Source organism: Mycolicibacterium wolinskyi str. Jessa 2025 (genome assembly GCF_049241375.1).
GTDB lineage: Bacteria > Actinomycetota > Actinomycetes > Mycobacteriales > Mycobacteriaceae > Mycobacterium > Mycobacterium wolinskyi.
In genome coordinates this window covers 6331417-6348522 of sequence record NZ_CP185960.1, presented here as the reverse complement: position 1 = coordinate 6348522, position 17106 = coordinate 6331417, and the positions used below count along the sequence as shown (strand labels likewise).

The following is a 17106-nucleotide window of genomic DNA, read 5'->3' as shown; positions in this document are numbered from 1 at the left end:
GCGTGATCGATCATTTCGGAATCAACTGCGCAGACTTCGCCAAAGCGAAGGAGTTTTACGACGCGGTCCTGGGCGTCCTGGGCTACACGCGTCAGATGGACTTCGGCGTGGCCATCGGTTACGGCAAGGACGGGCATCCCGCCTTCTGGATCGCCGATGCCAGCGCCGGTGACGCCGCCGGGCCCAACCGCGAGATCCATGTGGCGTTCCACGCGTCCGGCGTCGACGCGGTCACCGAGTTCTACGAGACCGCACTGAAGCTGGGTGTCGAGTCGCTGCATGCACCTCGCCTGTGGCCGGAGTATCACCCGGGGTATTTCGGCGCGTTCGTCCGCGACCCCGACGGCAACAACGTCGAGGCCGTGTTTCACGGAGCCCCGCCGCAGTAGCGCTCACAACGGGTTGATCGCGGTGATCAGCCACGCACCGTTGATCTGCGCGAGCTCGACCCGGATGGCGAGCTGCGCCTCCGTCCGGGTCTTGTTGCCCGTCGATTCGACGATCTGGTCGACGAACGTCAGCACCTGAGCCTTGTCGGCCGACAACGTCTCGATGGCGGCGTTCCGTACGTTCGAGGTCTGCGTGACGCCGTTGGACCTCGCGATGGCCGTCTTGGAGCGCATCTGTTCGCGGTAGTTGTCGACGGCTTCGCCGGTCAGCAGCGCAGCGAGGTTGTCGACGTCGTCGTCGTCGGTCCTCGGCGTGTAGCTCAGCAGCTTTTCGAGGTTTGCCGTCGTCAGCTCAACCACCTCGTCGCGGGCGGCGGTCTGGTCGGCCACCAGGGTCGGTGCGGGTCGGTTCTTCTCGGTCATCTGCCACGTACCGAGCCCGAGCGCGACCGCTGTGCCCACGACGAGCCCGACAACCAGAACCACCCACCCCGTCCTACGCATCAGTCCACGAACTCCATCTTCGAGGCCTTGTACTCGTCACCGACCTTGACCATGGTGATCGCGAGCCGCTGAACCGCGTCCTCCCGCGGGGCGTTGGTGTTGTACGTGGTTTTCGTGGTGACGCTGACCAACACCACGGCCTCATCGGACGTGAACGACTCGACACCGGCGCCGGTCACATCGGCCTCGGTCTCCTTGCCCTCGTCGACCGTGCCCTGCTTCATCTTCGCCGAACCACTGCGCAGCCGGTCCTGGAATTCGCCGGTCGTCGCGTCGATCACCCGCTCGATGTCGGCGTCGACGGTGTCGGCATTCACGGTGACGAGATCGACCGCGAGAGTCTTCGCCGCGTCGACGTAGGGCTGCCATTGCGGGGTCGTGCTCGTCGCCGGGGCGCTGCGCATGAACTGGGTTGCCGCGAAACCGATCGCACACACCAGCAGCACCGCGAGCGTGGCGGGAACGAGAACCCGTGCGGCACTGCGCTTCTGGCGTGGACGGGGTTGCAATACGGGTGGTGTGAACGACCAGGCCGCCGGCGGGGGCGGCGTGCTGATCGACGGGCTGCTGATGTGCGGTGCGGGCGGTTGCGGTTGCGGCGCAGGTTTTGGCGGCGGTGGTGGCGATACGACCGGCCGGGTCACGGTGGGCGGACGTGGCGCGGGCTTGGGGGCCGCGCTCCCGAGTGCATTGGCGAAATCACTGCACTGGGCGTAGCGCGCGGCGGGGTCCTTGGCGAGACCTTTGGCCATCACGTCGTCGAGATGGGCGAGTTCGGGACGAGATGCGCTCAGGCGCGGTGGCGGTTCGCTGAGATGCTTGCTGATGACGACGGCCGCATTCGAGTGATGGAACGGTGAGCGCCCGGTGAGCAGATGAAATGCGCTAGCGGCCAAGGCATATTGATCGGCCCGCCCGTCCATGTCCTGTCCCAGCAGCTGTTCGGGCGCGGAATAGGCCATCGATCCGACGGCCATGTTCGTGGCGGTCAGCCCGCTGATGTCGTCGACACGGCGCGCAACGCCGAAGTCCGCGAGGAGGATTCGCCGTTTCGTGCGCACCCGGGGAGCCGGATCGGCAACATCTCCGGATCCGGTCAGCAATATGTTGGCCGGCTTGACATCCCGGTGCAGCAGGTTGCGGGTGTGCGCGTAATCGAGCGCGTCGGCGATCGCCGTGACGATCTCGATCGCATCGGCCAGCGGCATGCCCTTGGGATGGTGTTCGCGGACGAACCGGGACGCGTCGGTGCCGTCGACGTAATCCATGGCGATCCACAGCTGGCCGTCGCTTTCGCCGCGATCATGCAGACCGACGATGTGGGGATGCCACAACAGGGCGGCGACGTCGGCTTCCCGATTGAACCGCTGCCGGTACTGCGTGTCGCCGGTGAGCGAGATCGGCAGGATCTTCAGCGCGTCCTGACGGGGCAGCCGCGGATGCTGCGCCAGGTAGACCTCGCCCATGCCGCCGGAGCCGAGCAAACGTTGAATCGTGTACCCGGCGAACACGTCACCGGTGTTCAGCGGCATGGCCGTGATAGTAGCGGTGACCGGCGACCTTTCCACCGCGAGTAGCGTCGGGATCATGACCGCCGCCGATTCCGAAGCCGTCCGGGAACTGTTGCGTGACGCGTTCACCCGGCTGATCGAGCATGTCGACGACCTCACCGAGGGCCTGACCGAGGAAGTCTCCAGTTATCGGCCGACTCCGCAGGCCAACAGCATCGCCTGGTTGATCTGGCACAGCGCGCGGTGTCAGGACCTGCAGCTGTGCGACATCGCGGGTGTCGAGCAGGTGTGGACCCGCGATGGCTGGGTGGACCGGTTCGGCCTCGACTTGCCGCGCAACGACATCGGATACGGTCACCGGCCCGACGACGTCGCCAAGGTGCAGGCGCCCGCTGACCTGCTCGCGGGTTACTACCGAGCGGTCCACAAAGTCACGCTCGAGTACATCGCCACGGTCACGGCGGACGAGTTGGAGCGAGTCGTCGACACCAACTGGGACCCGCCCGTGACGGCGAGCGCACGGCTGGTCAGCATCGTCGACGATTGCGCACAGCATCTCGGCCAGGCGGCCTATCTGCGAGGAATCATCGGGAAATGACGCGCTGGTGGCCACCGGTCGCGATGGCCGCCATGTTGGTGCTCGGCTTGGCGGTACGCCATGGTCCCACCCGGGTCGACAGCTGGTTTCAGGCGCTCGGCCGCGAGCTGGGTCCATATCGCCGGACGTTCCTGCTGTTCACCGACTGGCGATGGCTGACGCCGGTGCTTCTGGTCGCGATCGTTGTGGTGTTGTGGCGCAGACAGTGGTGGCTCGCCGCCGCGATGGCGGTGAGCCCGCCACTCGCGATTGCCGTCGCGCGGCTGTGCAAACACCTCTTCGGCCGGGAAAAGGGCGGTGCGCTGGCCTATCCCAGCGGCCACGCGACTTTCGTCGTCGTGGTGATGGGGATGGTGTTGATCGCGGCGGGCTTCGCCGCATGGGCCGTCGTCGTGGCGGTCACCATCAGCGTCCTTGGCATGTTCGGGCAGGCGATCACCCACCACTACTTCACCGACACGGTCGGCGCGGCGCTGCTGGCGACGTCGGTGGTGTGTGTGGCGTACGTCCTGACTCGTCCCACACTTGACAGGTGTCAACCCCGGTGCGACGTGGGTCACAAACGGTGGTTAACATAGGCCCATGACAGCGACGCCTGAAGTTGAACTGCCGGAGACCGGCACTATTCACAACCCTGCGACCGGCGCCGTCGCCGGCCAGGTGCGTTGGACCGATCCCGCCGACGTGCCGCGGATCGCGGCAGGTCTGCGCACGGCGCAGAAGGAATGGGAAGCCCGCGGCGCGAAGGGCCGGGCCAAGGTGCTGGCCCGCTACGCCGTGTGGCTCGGCGATCACCGCGACGAGATCGAGAAGCTGCTGATCGCCGAGACCGGCAAGTCGGCAGTGGACGCGGCCCAGGAGGTCCCGCTGCTGCTGATGATCTTGTCGTACTACATCAAGACCGTCGAGAAGGCGATGGAGCCGGAGACCCGGCCCGCTCCGCTGCCGTTCCTGTCGATCAAGAAGATCGCCGTGCACTACCGTCCGCGTGCGGTCGTCGGCATCATCGCCCCGTGGAACTACCCCGTCGCCAACGCGATGATGGACGCCATCGGCGCGCTCGCGGCAGGGTGCTCGGTGCTGCTCAAGCCGTCCGAGCGGACCCCGCTGACGGCCGAGGTGCTGCTGCGCGGCTGGTTGGACTCCGGCGCCCCGGAGGTGTTCGCGCTCGCGCAGGGTGCCCGTGAGGTCTCCGAGGCCGTCATCGACAACTCCGACTACATCCAGTTCACCGGGTCCTGCGCGACCGGTGCCAAGGTGATGGAGCGCGCCGCGCGTCGGCTCACCCCCGTCAGCCTCGAGCTCGGCGGCAAGGATCCGATGATCGTGCTGGAGGACGCCGACGTCGAGCTCGCCGCGAACGCCGCGGTGTGGGGCGCGATGTTCAACGCCGGCCAGACGTGTGTGTCGGTCGAGCGGGTCTACGTCCTCGAGCCCGTGTACGACCAGTTCGTCTCGGCTGTCGTGAAAGCCGTGAACAACCTCAAGATGGGTGCGGGAGAGGGCTACGACTTCGGCGCACAGATCGACGAGAACCAGGTGGCGATCACCGAGCGGCACGTCAAGGATGCGATCGCGGCCGGGGCCAAGGCGTTGACCGGCGGCAAGCGCCCCGAGGGCCCGGGCAGCTTCTATCCGCCCACGGTTCTCGTCGACGTCGACCACTCGATGACCTGCATGACCGAAGAGACGTTCGGGCCGACCTTGCCGATCATGAAGGTGTCCTCGGTCGAGGAGGCCGTGCGGCTGGCCAACGACAGCCAATACGGCTTGAGTGCGTCGGTGTTCTCGAAGGACGTCGATCGGGCGAAAGCCGTTGCCTTGCAACTGGATTGCGGTGCGGTCAACGTCAACGACGTGATCTCGAACCTGATGTGCACCACCGCACCCATGGGCGGCTGGAAGACCTCGGGCATCGGCGCGCGGTTCGGCGGCATCGACGGTGTGCGCAAGTTCTGCAGGCAGGAGACCGTCGTGTTGCCACGCACCAATGTCGGTGCCGGCGGCAACTACTACAACAACTCCCACAAAGCGTTGGCGCGGATGAACAAGCTCATGACCAAGATGGCATTGGCCCGGCCGCGGCGGAAGGCCAAGTAGGGGTTCGCCACCGGCCGTTCACTGCGGCGTCACCTTGGATTTTGCCGGGGCCGATACCTTCGGCCGGTGACTTTGGACTCCACTGGCTACGCCGTCCGCGACGACGATGACGACGACCCTGAGCTGCTGCTTCTCCCGAGCGGCGACGTCGTCGACACCTGGCGTGAGGGCTATCCGTACGACGAGCGGATGAAGCGCAACGACTACGAGGAGCAGAAGCGACTGCTCCAGATCGAGTTGCTGAAGCTGCAGAAGTGGAGTCAGGCGAACGGCCACCGGCACGTCATCGTGTTCGAGGGCCGCGACGCCGCGGGCAAGGGTGGCACCATCAAGCGGTTCATGGAGCACCTCAACCCGCGCGGTGCACGCGTCGTCGCGCTGGAGAAACCCACCGAGAAGGAACGCACTCAGTGGTACTTCCAGCGCTACGTCGGCCATCTGCCCGCCGCCGGTGAGATCGTGTTGTTCGACCGGTCCTGGTACAACCGCGCCGGTGTCGAGCGTGTGATGGGCTACTGCACGCCCAAGCAGCACGCCGAGTTCATCCGCCAGGCCCCGCTGTTCGAGCAGATGCTGGTCAACGACGGCATCAGCCTCACCAAGCTGTGGTTTTCGGTGACGCAGTCCGAGCAGCGCACACGCTTCACGATCCGGCAGGTCGATCCCGTGCGGCAGTGGAAACTCTCGCCGACCGACCTTGCGTCGCTGGACAAATGGGACGACTACACCGCGGCCAAGGAAGACATGTTCGCCTGGACCGACACCGAGATCGCGCCGTGGACTGTGGTGAAGAGCAACGACAAGAAACGCGCCCGTATCAACGCCATGCGCTACGTGCTCGGTAAGTTCGACTACGACAACAAAGACCATGAGGTGGTCGGCCATGCCGATCCACTGATCGTGGGGCGTGCGCTGTCGGATTGATCTCCGGTGCCGTCCCGGCTAGGAGGACGGCGTGCGGTTTGTGACGACGCTGTTCCTGTGGGTGCTGACGACGGCCCTGCTCGCGATCGCGGTACCCAGCGCGTGGGCGCAGAAGAACGTCATCGACCGAAACGGTTACTCGGCGTTCGCCGCCACGGCCGCCAAAGACCCACAGCTTCAGCAGGCGGTCGCGGGTGAGCTCACCACGCAGGTGACCGCGCTCGCCGCTCAGCGCGGCGCCGACGTCAACGCCGGCATGGTGCGCGGGGTGGCCAACGCCTACACCGCGGGGGAGGCGTTTCCCGGACAGTTCGCCAGGGCCAACGAGATCGCCCACACCTGGATGTTCACCGACCGGGTGGCCCGCGACGCGGACGGCGGATGGGTGATCGATCTGGCCCCGATGCTGTCTGACACGTCGTTTCAACAGACCTTGGCGAACTTCGATGTCGAAGTGCCGCAGACGCTTACGGTGCCGATCACGGCATCGCCACCGGCCGGTCTGGAACCGGGGAAACTACGCTTGCTGGCGGTGTGGGGGCCGTGGGTCAGTGTGGCGGCGGCCGTCCTCACCGGAGTCTTTGCCCTGCTGACGCTGGCCGCTGCCCGCTCGCGCGGTAAAACCCTTGCTGCGTTGGGTGTTTCAGCACTTCTCGTCGGCGCGGCCGGGTGGGCCGGGATGGAGGCCGCGCGTCGGTACATCAACGATGCGCTCAATCACACCAGCGGTGACATCCGCCAGATCGCCGACTCGATGGTCGGCCACGCCATCGGCAGCTTGCACCAGTGGCTCAATCTCACGCTCGCGGCCGGTGGAGTGTTGGTGGTGTTCGGCGTGATCGTGGCGATGTTGGGTGGGCTGCGCCGGCGGGACTAGATGTGCGCCGCCGCGCTGCCGCCAGGCTCGGCGCGACGACCGCCTCCTACTGTTTCTGGCGTCAGGCAGGAGTCACGAATCGCAGCCACGCCGACTGACAGGATTTTCTGGTCCGGTCCAGTTCATGCGCCGAGATCCTGGAGGCCTGGTAGAAGCTGCGTTCGACCATCCAACACAGCACGCGTGCCAGCGCACGAGCATCGTCGGGCCCGTCACCGAGCGGTACCCCACCTCGGACCAGCAGTGCCGTAACAGCTTCCGAGATCGCATACGCGGTGTCGGTCCACAAGCGGTCCACCTCGGGGATGGTGGACGCGAAGTCGACAGCCGCGCGCATCACGACACCGTGCTCGCGCCACTGTCGGGCAGTATGTTCCAGCGCGGCCTCGATCACCTCATGGATGGGCGCGGCGCGGCTGAGTGCTGACACTGAATCCTGTTGCAGCGCAGAGACGGTCCGAGCCACCAGGGCGATCAAGATGTCCTGCTTGGAGGCGAAATAGAAGTACAACGCGCTGCGGGTTATACCGGCCGTCTCCGCGATGTCGCCGACCGTCATGCGTACGTAGCCGCGGGTCGTGAGCAGAGTCTCGGCAGCATCGAGTATCTGCTGCTCGCGGAGGTCCCCCTTGCGCACCGTGGGTGGTGTTCCCCGGCGGGAAGGCCACGACTTGCTCATCGCGACCACGTCTGGCTCTTGTAGGTGCTAGTCGGCTGCAAGCTGTGCTCCGTCGGCGAAATCGGTGCTGCGGGAAAGGCTCTCCCACCGCCGGATGTCGTCGTCGACCGCGCTGCGGGCAGCGGCGATCAATCGGAGAGCGTCGGAGCCCAACACCAGGTGTGCGGGTGGTTCGTCGGTATCAAGGATCGACAACACCGCCTGAGCGGCTTTCGCCGGGTTGCCCAACTGGTTACCGCTCGCGTTGACGCGGGCAGTTCGGATCGGATCGAACAACGCGTCGTAGTCGGCGATGGAACGTTCGGCGCGCGTCATCGAGCGGCCGGCCCAATCGGTGCGGAAGGAACCCGGCTCAATCGCGGTGACGTGAATGCCGAATCCCGCGACCTCCTTGCGCAAACTCTCCAGCAGACCTTCCACCGCGAACTTGCTTGCGCAGTACGCAGACATCCCGGGGACCGCCATCAGGCCACCCATGGAGGTGACCGCCATCAGGTGGCCGGCGCGGCGTTGCCGCATGTAGGGGAGTGCCGCCTGCAACGTCGCGGCGACTCCGAACACGTTGGTGGCGAACTGGGCGCGGACCGCCGACAGAGGCGTCTCCTCGAAGATGCCCTCCAGGCCGTACCCCGCATTGGCGATGACGACATCGATGGGGCCGATCTCCGATTCGATGTCGGCCACTGTGCGGAACACCGCCGCATCGTCCGTCACGTCCAATAAGCGGGCATGTGCGCGTCCCGGCGCCAGTGCCTCGAAAGCCGCGACCTCGGCCGGTTTTCGCAGAGTGCCGACCACCCGGTCACCGGATTGCAGGGCGGCTGTCGCGAAGGCGCGCCCCAAGCCGGTACTCACTCCGGTGATGAAGATGGTTCGCACTGCGCCTCCCCGTCGATCGAGAACTTTGTTTCGAACTACTCGACATAGTGTCAAGTATAAATCGACGTATCGTCAACTCATAGCGCTCGGTGCTCTCCGTCCCCGACCCGTGTGACAGCTCGTAATACCTTGGCCGACAGGCTGTTCAACGATTGATATGCGTGGCAGAAGTCGGCTTCGATCACGACAAGATGTCACCGCTTGCACGCCTACCTACCAATAGGTAGGCTCAGGATATGGCTGCTGCCTCATCGACTTCGGAAGCGATTCTCCGTTGCGCACGCGCGTCCATCGTCGCCGGCGGCTACAACGGCTTCAGTTACGCCGATATCGCCGCGGTTGTCGGAATCCGCAAGGCGAGCATCCACCATCACTTCCCAACCAAGGTCGATCTCGTGCGGACGCTCGTGAGGCAGTACCGCGCGGAAGCCGAAGCGGGTATCGCCGAGATCGAGCGGCACGTCCCGGATCCGCTCGACCAACTCCGTAGTTATGCCGGATATTGGGAGTCCTGCATCGGCGATCCCGAAACCAGTTACTGCCTATGCGCATTGCTGGCCACACAGATTCCGATGTTGCCCGATGAGATCGTCGTGGAGCTGCGTGCGTACTTCCGGACCTTGTCGGCCTGGCTGACATCTGTACTGGAGCGCGGCGTGCGCCTGGGCAGTATCACCTTGACCGATGAGGCCCATTCCGAAGCTGAGACGCTGATGGCTGCCGTCCACGGCGCGATGTTGTCCGCGCGGGCCTACGGCGATCCGCAGGCCTTCGCTGCCATTACTCGACCGGTGATCGACCGACTCCGATCACGTACTTCACCGGACGAAAGCGGCACCTGAAACGACCATCCAGTAGGTAGCAAGGTCTCGAACCCGGAGCCGTGGCTGCCCGTGCCCTCATTCGAAACGACAGGAACAGATATGACGACGACGCGCGAACTTCGAGGCACCACTGTCGGGGGCGACACGTGGCTCAAACGGTATTACTTCACCCGAGCGGCCTTCTCCGTTGCGTGGGTCGGTGCCGCCTTCGGCTTCGGCGACGGCCCGGCGGCCGTTGTCGCTGCGCTGTTGCTGATCTATCCGGCGTGGGACGCCGTCGCCAATCTTGTTGATGCGCAGCGCAACGGCGGGCTGCGGCGTAATCGCACCCAGGCTTTCAACACCGCCGTGAGCCTCCTGACAACGGGCGCGGTAGCCATCGCCCTGACTCAGAGCATGAATGCGGTGCTGGGTGTGTTCGGAGTGTGGGCCGCCCTGTCGGGCACCCTGCAGCTTGCGACCGGTGTGCGGCGCTGGAAGAGCGTCGGTGCGCAGTGGCCCATGATTCTCAGCGGTGCCCAATCCACCTGCGCGGGAGTGATGTTCCTCATCACGTCGAATGCACCAGAGTCACCGCACATCACCGCCATCGCCCCTTATGCCGCCTTCGGCGCGTTCTATTTCCTGATCTCGGCGGTGTGGTTGGCCGTCAGCGATGCTCGTCGTCGCCGTGTGTCGCGGTGAAATGCACGACCGCGCCGGATCGGTCGAGCCGTTCGACGCGTAACCCCGCGTCCGTGAGCCAGCCGCGCAGGTCATCGGCCGTGCCGCCTGGCCCGAACGCCCCGGCGCGTTGGAAAGCGGCGATCAGCAGATCTTGCCGGATGCCGGCGCCGCGAACCACGGCGTCACCGACGATCTGGCCACCGGGTTTCAGGCAGCGGGCCATCTCACGCACGGCTGCCGCGGGATTGGGTAGGCAGTGCAACCCGTTGAAGCTCAGGCATCGGTCGAACTCGCCGTCGGCGAAGGGGAGGTGCTCGATGTCGGCTTCGGCGAACTCGATGTCGGAACGTCCCAATGCGGTTGCCCTGGCCCGGGCCCTGGCCAGCATGTCCGGTGAGATGTCGGCCGCGACATAGCGCAGCCGCTGATCCGGGCGCAGCCCGCGGAGCGCCAAACCACCCCCACACGGGATATCCAAAACCACTGTGCCGTCGGGCAGTTCGCCCAGCTCGGCGATGCTTTCGAACAGCAGCCGAGTGTCGGTGCCCCACAGCGCAAGCCCGGCCGGCCGGGCCAGCCACTCCCGCTCGACGCCGCTGTCGTACACCGCTCCGCCGAACCTGCCGATGGGGCCGGCCCAGTTCTTGGCCAGATCAGCCATGACTCCACCTTCCCGCCGTCCGGGTGGGCCGTCAAGGGGGCAGGCCGGTACATCAACGCGTCGCCGGGACTGATCTCGCGGAGCACAGATGCCGGTTACGGCTCGATGATGTGCGACGGGTCCGGTCTGCGCTCCGGCGGAGCCTGGCTGTAGTCGCCCCACGGTCCGTCGCGGCGCTCGATCGCCGCGCGCACACCCGCGTGGGCGGCGGTGTCGATGAAACTCAGCGCGTCGGGCGTGTTGCGCATCAAACCGTCGAGGATGCCGCCGAGCGTCTGGGTAGATGCCAGACCCATGTTCTCGTAGGCCTGATTGACGATGAGCTTCTGGGCCTGCAACTGCGACAACGGGATCCGCGCCAACTTGCCGGCGATCTCGGCAACCCTGGCCTCAAGATGCTCGAACGGAACGGACTCGTTGATGAGTTCGACTGCGGCGGCTTCTTTTCCGGTGAGCGGTTCACCGGTCAGCGAATGCCATTTCACCTTCGCCAGGCTCAGGCGGTACAGCCACATGCCGGTGAGGTAGGCACCCCACATGCGGGCATACGGGGTCCCGATGACCGCGTCGTCACTGGCGATCACGATGTCGGCGCACAGCGCATAGTCACTCGCACCGCCCACGCACCAGCCGTGCACCTGCGCGATCACCGGTTTGGATGCGCGCCAGATGGCCATGAACTTCTGGGTCGGCCCGGTTTCGCGGGCACTGACCATCGCGAAGTCCTTACCGGGATCCCAGCGGCCGTCGGTGTTCATCGCTTCGCCCCAGTGCTGGAAGCCGCCGCCGAAGTCGTATCCGCCGGAAAACGAGCGGCCTGCGCCTCGCAGGATGATCACTTTGATCTCCGGGTCGCGCTCCGCCAGGCCGATGGCCTTCTCGATCTCGTCGGGCATCGGCGGCACGATCGTGTTGAGCTGATCGGGCCGGTTCAGCGTGATGGTCGCGACCGGCGCGGCGGTGCGGTAGAGCAGGGTTTCGAACTCGTGGGCCATGGCAGCAGTCGAGTCACTTCGGACCGCGAAGTCAAGAGTCGTCGTGGCGCCGGCGAAAGTTCTGGAATGCGACCGCGAGGCGGACATCGGTCGGTGTGCGGTCCTCTTTGAGGCTCGATTCGGTGACGGCCAAGGCGATGAGGACGTCTGCCGCGGTGATGAACAAGCCGAACCAGTACATCCATTTGAGGCCCGGTTCCGGTTGGACGGCGAAGTACACCACGAGGAAGATCGGCCCGACGATGCCGAATATCAGGGTCATGCCCTGGATCGCGAGATAACGCCGGAATGCGTGCATCGGCGTCAGCATAACGTCGTCGGCATGCTGCGGCGTCTTGTTCGGCGCCGGTTACCCGCCGAGCATCCGCCACAGGAACTCGTAGGTCAGCGCTGCCTTGAACGCGGCCTGCTTGTTGTCTGCGGCGCCGCCGTGCCCACCTTCGATGTTCTCGTAGTAGTACACGCGATGACCGGCCGCCTCGAGCGCTGCGGTCATTTTCCTGGCATGGCCCGGATGCACCCTGTCGTCGCGGGTCGACGTGGTGATCAGGATGGGCGGGTACCGGCGGTCGCTCGAAATATTCTGGTATGGCGAGTATTTCGACATGAACTCCCAGTCGGCCGGGTTGTCCGGGTCGCCGTACTCGGCCATCCAGGAGGCGCCCGCGAGCAGCAGGTGGTAGCGCTTCATGTCCAGCAGCGGCACGCTGCAGACGAGCGCGCCGAACAACTCCGGGTACTGCGTGAGCATTACGCCCATGAGGAGCCCGCCGTTGCTGCCGCCCGACGCGCCGAGCTGCTCGACCGTCGTGATGCCTCGTCGCACCAGATCGGCGGCGACGGCGGCGAAGTCCTCGTACACCAGGTGCCGGTTCTCCCGCATGGCCTGGGTATGCCACCGTGGACCGTACTCGCCTCCGCCGCGGATGTTGGCCATCACGTAGGTGCCGCCGCGCGTCAGCCATGCCCGGCCGAGACCACCGGCATAGCTCGGTGTCAGCGAGTTCTGGAATCCGCCATACCCGTACAGCCACGTCGGTGAAGGCTCTGCGCGTTGCCCGACCACGAAATACGGGATCGCGGTGCCGTCGGCCGACGTCGCGAAGTACTGGGCGACGTTGATTCCGTCGGCGTCGAAGAACGACGGCGCGGACTTGAGCTGTTCCAGTGCGCCGCCCGCGGTTCCGTGCAGGAGCCGCGACGGCGTCGTGAATCCGCTTGTGTCGTAGAAGACTTCGTCGCCGAATGGGTCGGTGTCCACCACAACGGTCTCGTCGGACGGCGGGATGCCAGGGGCGTCCACGCGTTCCCAGCTTCCCGGTGTGACGATCTCGATGTGGCTCGCGACGTCGCGCCGCGTGACGAGCACCAACTTGTCTTTCGTCCAGCTGGCGCCCGACAGGCAGCTGTGCTCGTCGGGCTCGTACACGACGGTGAGATCGCGTGCACCGGAAAGGAAGTCCTCGAACTTGGTGGCCAACAGGCTGCCCGCGGTGTAGGTGACATCGCCGACCTGCCAATCCGTCCGCAACGAGATCAGCATCCACTCGCGATGTGTCGCGGTCGTCGCGTCGGTCGGGACATCGATGAGAATCAGTTCGCCGTCGCGGAGCTCGTAGCGGATGCGGTTGTAGAAATCGGTGTACCGGCCCAGCCGGGTGTGTTCAAAGCCGGGGGTGCGGTCCACGCCGGCGATGACGCGTACATCCGTCGGCTCGGCCTCAAACACCGTTTCGGCATTCTCCAGCGGCTCGCCGCGGCGCCAGCGCTTGGCGATGCGCGGATAACCGGACTCGGTCATCGAGCCCTCACCGAAATCGGTGCACACCAAAACGGTGTCCTCGTCCTCCCAGGACACCGAGGACTTTGCCTCCGGCAGCTCGAAGCCGCCTTCGACGAACTGTTTTGTCCGCATATCGAATTCACGGACCACCGTGGCGTCGGCGCCGCCGCGGGACAGGCTGATCAACGCGAGCGTGTGTTCGGGTTCGATCACCTCCGGGCTCGACCACACCCAGTTCTCGTCCTCGGCGCGCGCGAGTTCGTCGACGTCGATGAGCACCTCCCACACCGGATCGTCGGTGCGGTAACTATCCAGTGTGGTGCGTCGCCACAGACCACGTGGATTGGCCTCGTCGCGCCAGAAGTTGTACAGATAGTCCCCCCGCCTACCCACATAGGGAATGCGGGCGTCGGTGTCGAGCACCTCGAGCACTTCGGCGCGCAGCTCCTCGAAACGCTCGCCGCCGAGCTCTGCGAGCGTCGCGTCGTTGTGGGCGCGCGCCCATTCCAGCGCGTCCTCGCCGGTGATGTCCTCGAGCCACAGATACGGGTCGTCTGCCATCACCCCATTGTGGCCGTGGGCGTAGTGTGAGCTGCGTAACACCGCTGACGAGGAGTCGACAATGACCGTCTTTTCCCGGCCGGGTGCGGCCGATGCCTTGATGTCGTTCGAGGCCCGTTATGACAATTACATCGGCGGTGAGTGGGTGGCTCCCGCCGAGGGCCGGTATTTCGAGAACCCGACACCGGTGACGGGTCAGGTGTTCTGTGAGGTGGCGCGCTCGACGGAGGCCGATGTCGAGAAGGCGTTGGATGCCGCGCATGCGGCGGCGCCGGCGTGGGGTAAGACCGCGCCTGCCGAGCGGGCGGTGATCTTGAACAAGATCGCCGATCGGATCGAGGAGAATCTGGAGTCGATCGCGCTGGCGGAGTCGTGGGACAACGGTAAGCCGATCCGTGAGACGCTCAATGCCGATATCCCGTTGGCGGTCGATCATTTCCGCTACTTCGCCGGAGCCATCCGCGCGCAGGAGGGAAGTCTGAGCCAGGTCGACGAGGACACGGTCGCCTATCACTTCCATGAGCCGTTGGGTGTGGTCGGTCAGATCATTCCGTGGAACTTTCCGATCCTGATGGCGGTGTGGAAGCTGGCGCCGGCGCTCGCCGCTGGTAATGCGGTGGTGCTCAAGCCGGCTGAGCAGACCCCGGCTTCGGTGTTGTATCTGATTTCGTTGATCGGTGATCTGTTGCCCGCGGGTGTGGTCAATATCGTCAACGGGTTCGGGGTGGAGGCGGGCAAGCCGCTGGCATCGAGCAATCGGATCGCCAAGATCGCTTTCACCGGTGAGACCACCACGGGCCGGTTGATCATGCAGTACGCGAGCCAGAACCTGATCCCGGTGACCTTAGAGTTGGGTGGCAAGAGCCCCAACATCTTCTTCTCGGACGTGATGGCGGCCGGCGACGACTTCCAGGACAAGGCTCTTGAGGGCTTCACGATGTTCGCCCTCAACCAGGGTGAGGTGTGCACGTGCCCGTCGCGATCGCTGATCCAGGCCGACATCTATGACGAGTTCCTGGAGCTGGCCGCGATCCGCACCAAGGCGGTGCGCCAGGGTGACCCGCTCGACACCGAGACCATGATCGGATCGCAAGCGTCCAACGACCAGTTCGAAAAGATCCTGTCCTACATCGAGATCGGCAAGAGCGAGGGTGCCCGCGTCGTGACCGGTGGCGAGCGTGCCGACCTCGGGGGTGACCTGTCCGGCGGCTACTACGTGCAGCCGACGGTGTTCGAGGGCAACAACAAGATGCGGATCTTCCAGGAGGAAATCTTCGGCCCCGTCGTGGCCGTGACGTCGTTCAAGGATTATGACGACGCCATCTCGATCGCCAACGACACCCTCTACGGCCTCGGCGCCGGCGTGTGGTCGCGCGACGGCAACACCGCCTACCGTGCGGGTCGTGACATCAAGGCCGGTCGGGTGTGGACCAATTGCTACCACGCCTACCCGGCACATGCGGCGTTCGGCGGCTACAAGCAGTCGGGCATCGGCCGCGAGAACCACAAGATGATGCTCGACCACTATCAGCAGACCAAGAACCTGCTCGTCAGCTACAGCAACAAGGCCCAGGGTTTCTTCTAAAGTGCCCAGCGTCGGCTTGTGTGCGAGAAATCGCGCAGAACTCGCACGCAAGCCAACGTTCGAAAGGAAAACATGACCAGTCGAGCTCTGATCACCGCGGCCGCCGCCGACCTCCTCGCCAAACTGCAGGATCGCCACGGCGCGTTGATGTTTCACCAGTCCGGCGGGTGCTGCGACGGGTCGTCGCCCATGTGTTACCCCGACGGCGACTTCATCGTCGGCGACCGCGACATCCTGCTCGCGGTGTTCGACGTCGGTGACGGCGTGCCGGTGTGGATCTCGGGTCCGCAGTTCGAGGCGTGGAAGCACACCCAACTCGTGATCGACGTGGTTCCCGGCCGCGGCGGTGGCTTCAGTCTGGAAGCTCCCGAAGGCATGCGCTTCCTGTCGCGGGGCCGGGCATTCACCGAAGCCGAAAATCAGGAGTTGGCCGGGCAGCCACCCATCACCGGGGCGCAGTATGCCGATGGCGCGCGCCCGGTGCGGGAGGGCAGCTTAATCGTCGCCGAAGCCGAAGAGGCGTGCCCGATTCCGGGACGCTGACGCGCTCACGGAACCTTCTGCAGCGTGAACTGGACGACGTCGACCTGGCGTCGCCGGAAGAGTTTCGCGCACCCGGTCAGGTACTTCATGTACCGCTCGTAGACCTCTTCGGACTGGATCGCGACGGCCTGCTCCCAGTTGGCCTCCAGGTTGGCCGCCCAGATGTCGAGCGTCTTGGCGTAGTGCGGCTGCAGCGACTGCTTGCGGGTCACGGTGAACCCGGCCTTGGTGGCGAGTTCGTCGACCATCGGCACCGACGGTAGCTGCCCGCCGGGGAAGATCTCGGTGAGGATGAACTTGATGAACCGGGCCAGCTCGAAGGTGACCGGGATGCCGAGCTCCTGTGCGTCCTTCGGATGGATCCCGCAGATGGAGTGCAGCAACATCACTCCGTCCGGCGGCAGGGCCTGGTAGGTCTTGGCGAAGAACGCGTCGTAGCGGTCGCGGCCGAAGTGCTCGAACGCGCCGATGGAGACGATGCGGTCGACCGGCTCGTCGAACTGCTCCCATCCCTCCAGTAGGACGCGCCTTTTGCGCTCGGTGTCCATGCCCTCGAACATCTGCTTGACGTGCGCGGCTTGGTTTTTCGACAACGTGAGCCCTACGACGTCGACGTCGTAGCGTTCGATCGCGCGGCGCATGGTGGCTCCCCAGCCGCAGCCGATGTCGAGCAGCTTCATACCCGGCTCGAGGCCGAGCTTGCCGAGCGCCAGGTCGATCTTGGCGAGCTGCGCCTCTTCCAACGTCATGTCGTCGCGTTCGAAGTATGCGCAGCTGTACGTCTGGGTGGGGTCCAGGAACAGGCGAAAGAAGTCGTCGGAGAGGTCGTAGTGGGCTTGGACGTCGGCGAAGTGGGGGGTCAACTCTGGCATATTGACACCTTTCTGCTGGGTCGATCGTCTGCGGGCAGGGGAGAGCCACCCGACGACCGCGGAGAAGGGATACCCGGGTCGTCGCCGCCCACACATCGGATTCGTAGCCGGCGGTGCCGTGGATGGGTACGAATCGATCGACCGGATAGTTCAAC

At 65.2% G+C, this 17106-nt stretch carries 19 protein-coding genes; 10 read left to right on the top strand and 9 right to left on the bottom strand.

Annotated elements, in window-relative coordinates:
- The first annotated feature begins 2 nt into the window (after window positions 1-2).
- Window positions 3-389, top strand: coding sequence for a VOC family protein (locus ACOI2T_RS31530; RefSeq protein ID WP_067849603.1), 387 nt, complete (start codon window positions 3-5; stop codon window positions 387-389).
- Between the two features lie 3 nt (window positions 390-392).
- Here ACOI2T_RS31530 and ACOI2T_RS31525 read toward each other — a convergent pair whose 3' ends face one another.
- Complete coding sequence (locus tag ACOI2T_RS31525) at window positions 393-893, bottom strand: hypothetical protein (RefSeq protein WP_409504427.1); 501 nt, start codon at window positions 891-893, stop codon at window positions 393-395.
- Window positions 893-2425 carry a serine/threonine-protein kinase gene (locus tag ACOI2T_RS31520; RefSeq protein ID WP_409504428.1) on the bottom strand — a complete coding sequence of 511 codons (1533 nt, stop codon included), beginning with the start codon at window positions 2423-2425 and terminating at the stop codon, window positions 893-895. The genes ACOI2T_RS31525 and ACOI2T_RS31520 overlap by 1 nt, the downstream gene beginning before the upstream one ends.
- A gap of 55 nt (window positions 2426-2480) precedes the next feature.
- On the opposite strand from ACOI2T_RS31520, the gene ACOI2T_RS31515 reads away from it, so the two are divergent.
- The 5 genes from ACOI2T_RS31515 to ACOI2T_RS31495 all read left to right on the top strand — a co-directional run bounded on the left by ACOI2T_RS31515 (window position 2481) and on the right by ACOI2T_RS31495 (window position 6903).
- Window positions 2481-3002 carry a mycothiol transferase gene (locus ACOI2T_RS31515; protein ID WP_067849601.1) on the top strand — a complete coding sequence of 174 codons (522 nt, stop codon included), beginning with the start codon at window positions 2481-2483 and terminating at the stop codon, window positions 3000-3002.
- A complete protein-coding gene (locus ACOI2T_RS31510) occupies window positions 2999-3580 on the top strand; it encodes a phosphatase PAP2 family protein (RefSeq protein WP_409504429.1) in 582 nt (193 codons plus the stop codon). Before ACOI2T_RS31515 ends, ACOI2T_RS31510 begins: the two co-directional genes overlap by 4 nt.
- A gap of 4 nt (window positions 3581-3584) precedes the next feature.
- The gene (locus tag ACOI2T_RS31505; RefSeq protein WP_409504430.1) at window positions 3585-5102 is read left to right on the top strand and encodes an aldehyde dehydrogenase family protein; all 1518 of its coding nucleotides are present in this window, start codon (window positions 3585-3587) and stop codon (window positions 5100-5102) included.
- 66 nt (window positions 5103-5168) lie between these two features.
- Window positions 5169-6026, top strand: coding sequence for a polyphosphate kinase 2 (gene ppk2 / locus ACOI2T_RS31500; RefSeq protein WP_067849304.1), 858 nt, complete (start codon window positions 5169-5171; stop codon window positions 6024-6026).
- Between the two features lie 31 nt (window positions 6027-6057).
- Window positions 6058-6903: a hypothetical protein gene (locus ACOI2T_RS31495; protein ID WP_409504431.1), complete on the top strand. Its 846-nt coding sequence runs from the start codon at window positions 6058-6060 to the stop codon at window positions 6901-6903.
- A gap of 61 nt (window positions 6904-6964) precedes the next feature.
- On the opposite strand, the gene ACOI2T_RS31490 is transcribed toward ACOI2T_RS31495, so the two are convergent.
- Together ACOI2T_RS31490 and ACOI2T_RS31485 are read right to left on the bottom strand one after the other, a co-directional pair.
- Complete coding sequence (locus tag ACOI2T_RS31490; protein ID WP_409504432.1) at window positions 6965-7582, bottom strand: TetR/AcrR family transcriptional regulator; 618 nt, start codon at window positions 7580-7582, stop codon at window positions 6965-6967.
- A gap of 27 nt (window positions 7583-7609) precedes the next feature.
- Window positions 7610-8461: an oxidoreductase gene (locus ACOI2T_RS31485; RefSeq protein ID WP_409504433.1), complete on the bottom strand. Its 852-nt coding sequence runs from the start codon at window positions 8459-8461 to the stop codon at window positions 7610-7612.
- 236 nt (window positions 8462-8697) lie between these two features.
- Here ACOI2T_RS31485 and ACOI2T_RS31480 point away from each other — a divergent pair, with 236 nt between their 5' ends.
- The gene (locus ACOI2T_RS31480) at window positions 8698-9303 is read left to right on the top strand and encodes a TetR/AcrR family transcriptional regulator (protein ID WP_409504434.1); all 606 of its coding nucleotides are present in this window, start codon (window positions 8698-8700) and stop codon (window positions 9301-9303) included.
- 81 nt (window positions 9304-9384) lie between these two features.
- Window positions 9385-9969: a DUF308 domain-containing protein gene (locus ACOI2T_RS31475; RefSeq protein WP_409504435.1), complete on the top strand. Its 585-nt coding sequence runs from the start codon at window positions 9385-9387 to the stop codon at window positions 9967-9969.
- Here ACOI2T_RS31475 and ACOI2T_RS31470 read toward each other — a convergent pair.
- The 4 genes from ACOI2T_RS31470 to ACOI2T_RS31455 form a co-directional block, all read right to left on the bottom strand.
- Window positions 9935-10612 (bottom strand): class I SAM-dependent methyltransferase, encoded by a 678-nt coding sequence (locus ACOI2T_RS31470; RefSeq protein WP_409504436.1) that lies wholly within the window; start codon window positions 10610-10612, stop codon window positions 9935-9937. The two genes, ACOI2T_RS31475 and ACOI2T_RS31470, sit on opposite strands and share 35 nt — an antisense overlap.
- Before the next feature lie 95 nt (window positions 10613-10707).
- The gene (locus ACOI2T_RS31465) at window positions 10708-11607 is read right to left on the bottom strand and encodes a crotonase/enoyl-CoA hydratase family protein (RefSeq protein WP_409504437.1); all 900 of its coding nucleotides are present in this window, start codon (window positions 11605-11607) and stop codon (window positions 10708-10710) included.
- Window positions 11608-11638: 31 nt separating this feature from the next.
- Window positions 11639-11905, bottom strand: coding sequence for a hypothetical protein (locus ACOI2T_RS31460; RefSeq protein ID WP_067849597.1), 267 nt, complete (start codon window positions 11903-11905; stop codon window positions 11639-11641).
- A gap of 51 nt (window positions 11906-11956) precedes the next feature.
- Window positions 11957-13951, bottom strand: a complete 1995-nt coding sequence (locus tag ACOI2T_RS31455; RefSeq protein WP_409504438.1) for a prolyl oligopeptidase family serine peptidase — start codon at window positions 13949-13951, stop codon at window positions 11957-11959.
- A 61-nt stretch (window positions 13952-14012) separates the two neighbouring features.
- On the opposite strand from ACOI2T_RS31455, the gene adh reads away from it, so the two are divergent.
- Both adh and ACOI2T_RS31445 read left to right on the top strand, forming a co-directional pair.
- Window positions 14013-15536: an aldehyde dehydrogenase gene (gene adh / locus ACOI2T_RS31450; RefSeq protein WP_409504439.1), complete on the top strand. Its 1524-nt coding sequence runs from the start codon at window positions 14013-14015 to the stop codon at window positions 15534-15536.
- A 72-nt stretch (window positions 15537-15608) separates the two neighbouring features.
- Complete coding sequence (locus ACOI2T_RS31445) at window positions 15609-16079, top strand: DUF779 domain-containing protein (protein WP_067849282.1); 471 nt, start codon at window positions 15609-15611, stop codon at window positions 16077-16079.
- Between the two features lie 5 nt (window positions 16080-16084).
- Here ACOI2T_RS31445 and ACOI2T_RS31440 read toward each other — a convergent pair whose 3' ends face one another.
- Window positions 16085-16951 carry a cyclopropane mycolic acid synthase family methyltransferase gene (locus ACOI2T_RS31440; protein ID WP_067849279.1) on the bottom strand — a complete coding sequence of 289 codons (867 nt, stop codon included), beginning with the start codon at window positions 16949-16951 and terminating at the stop codon, window positions 16085-16087.
- Window positions 16952-17106 lie beyond the last annotated feature (155 nt).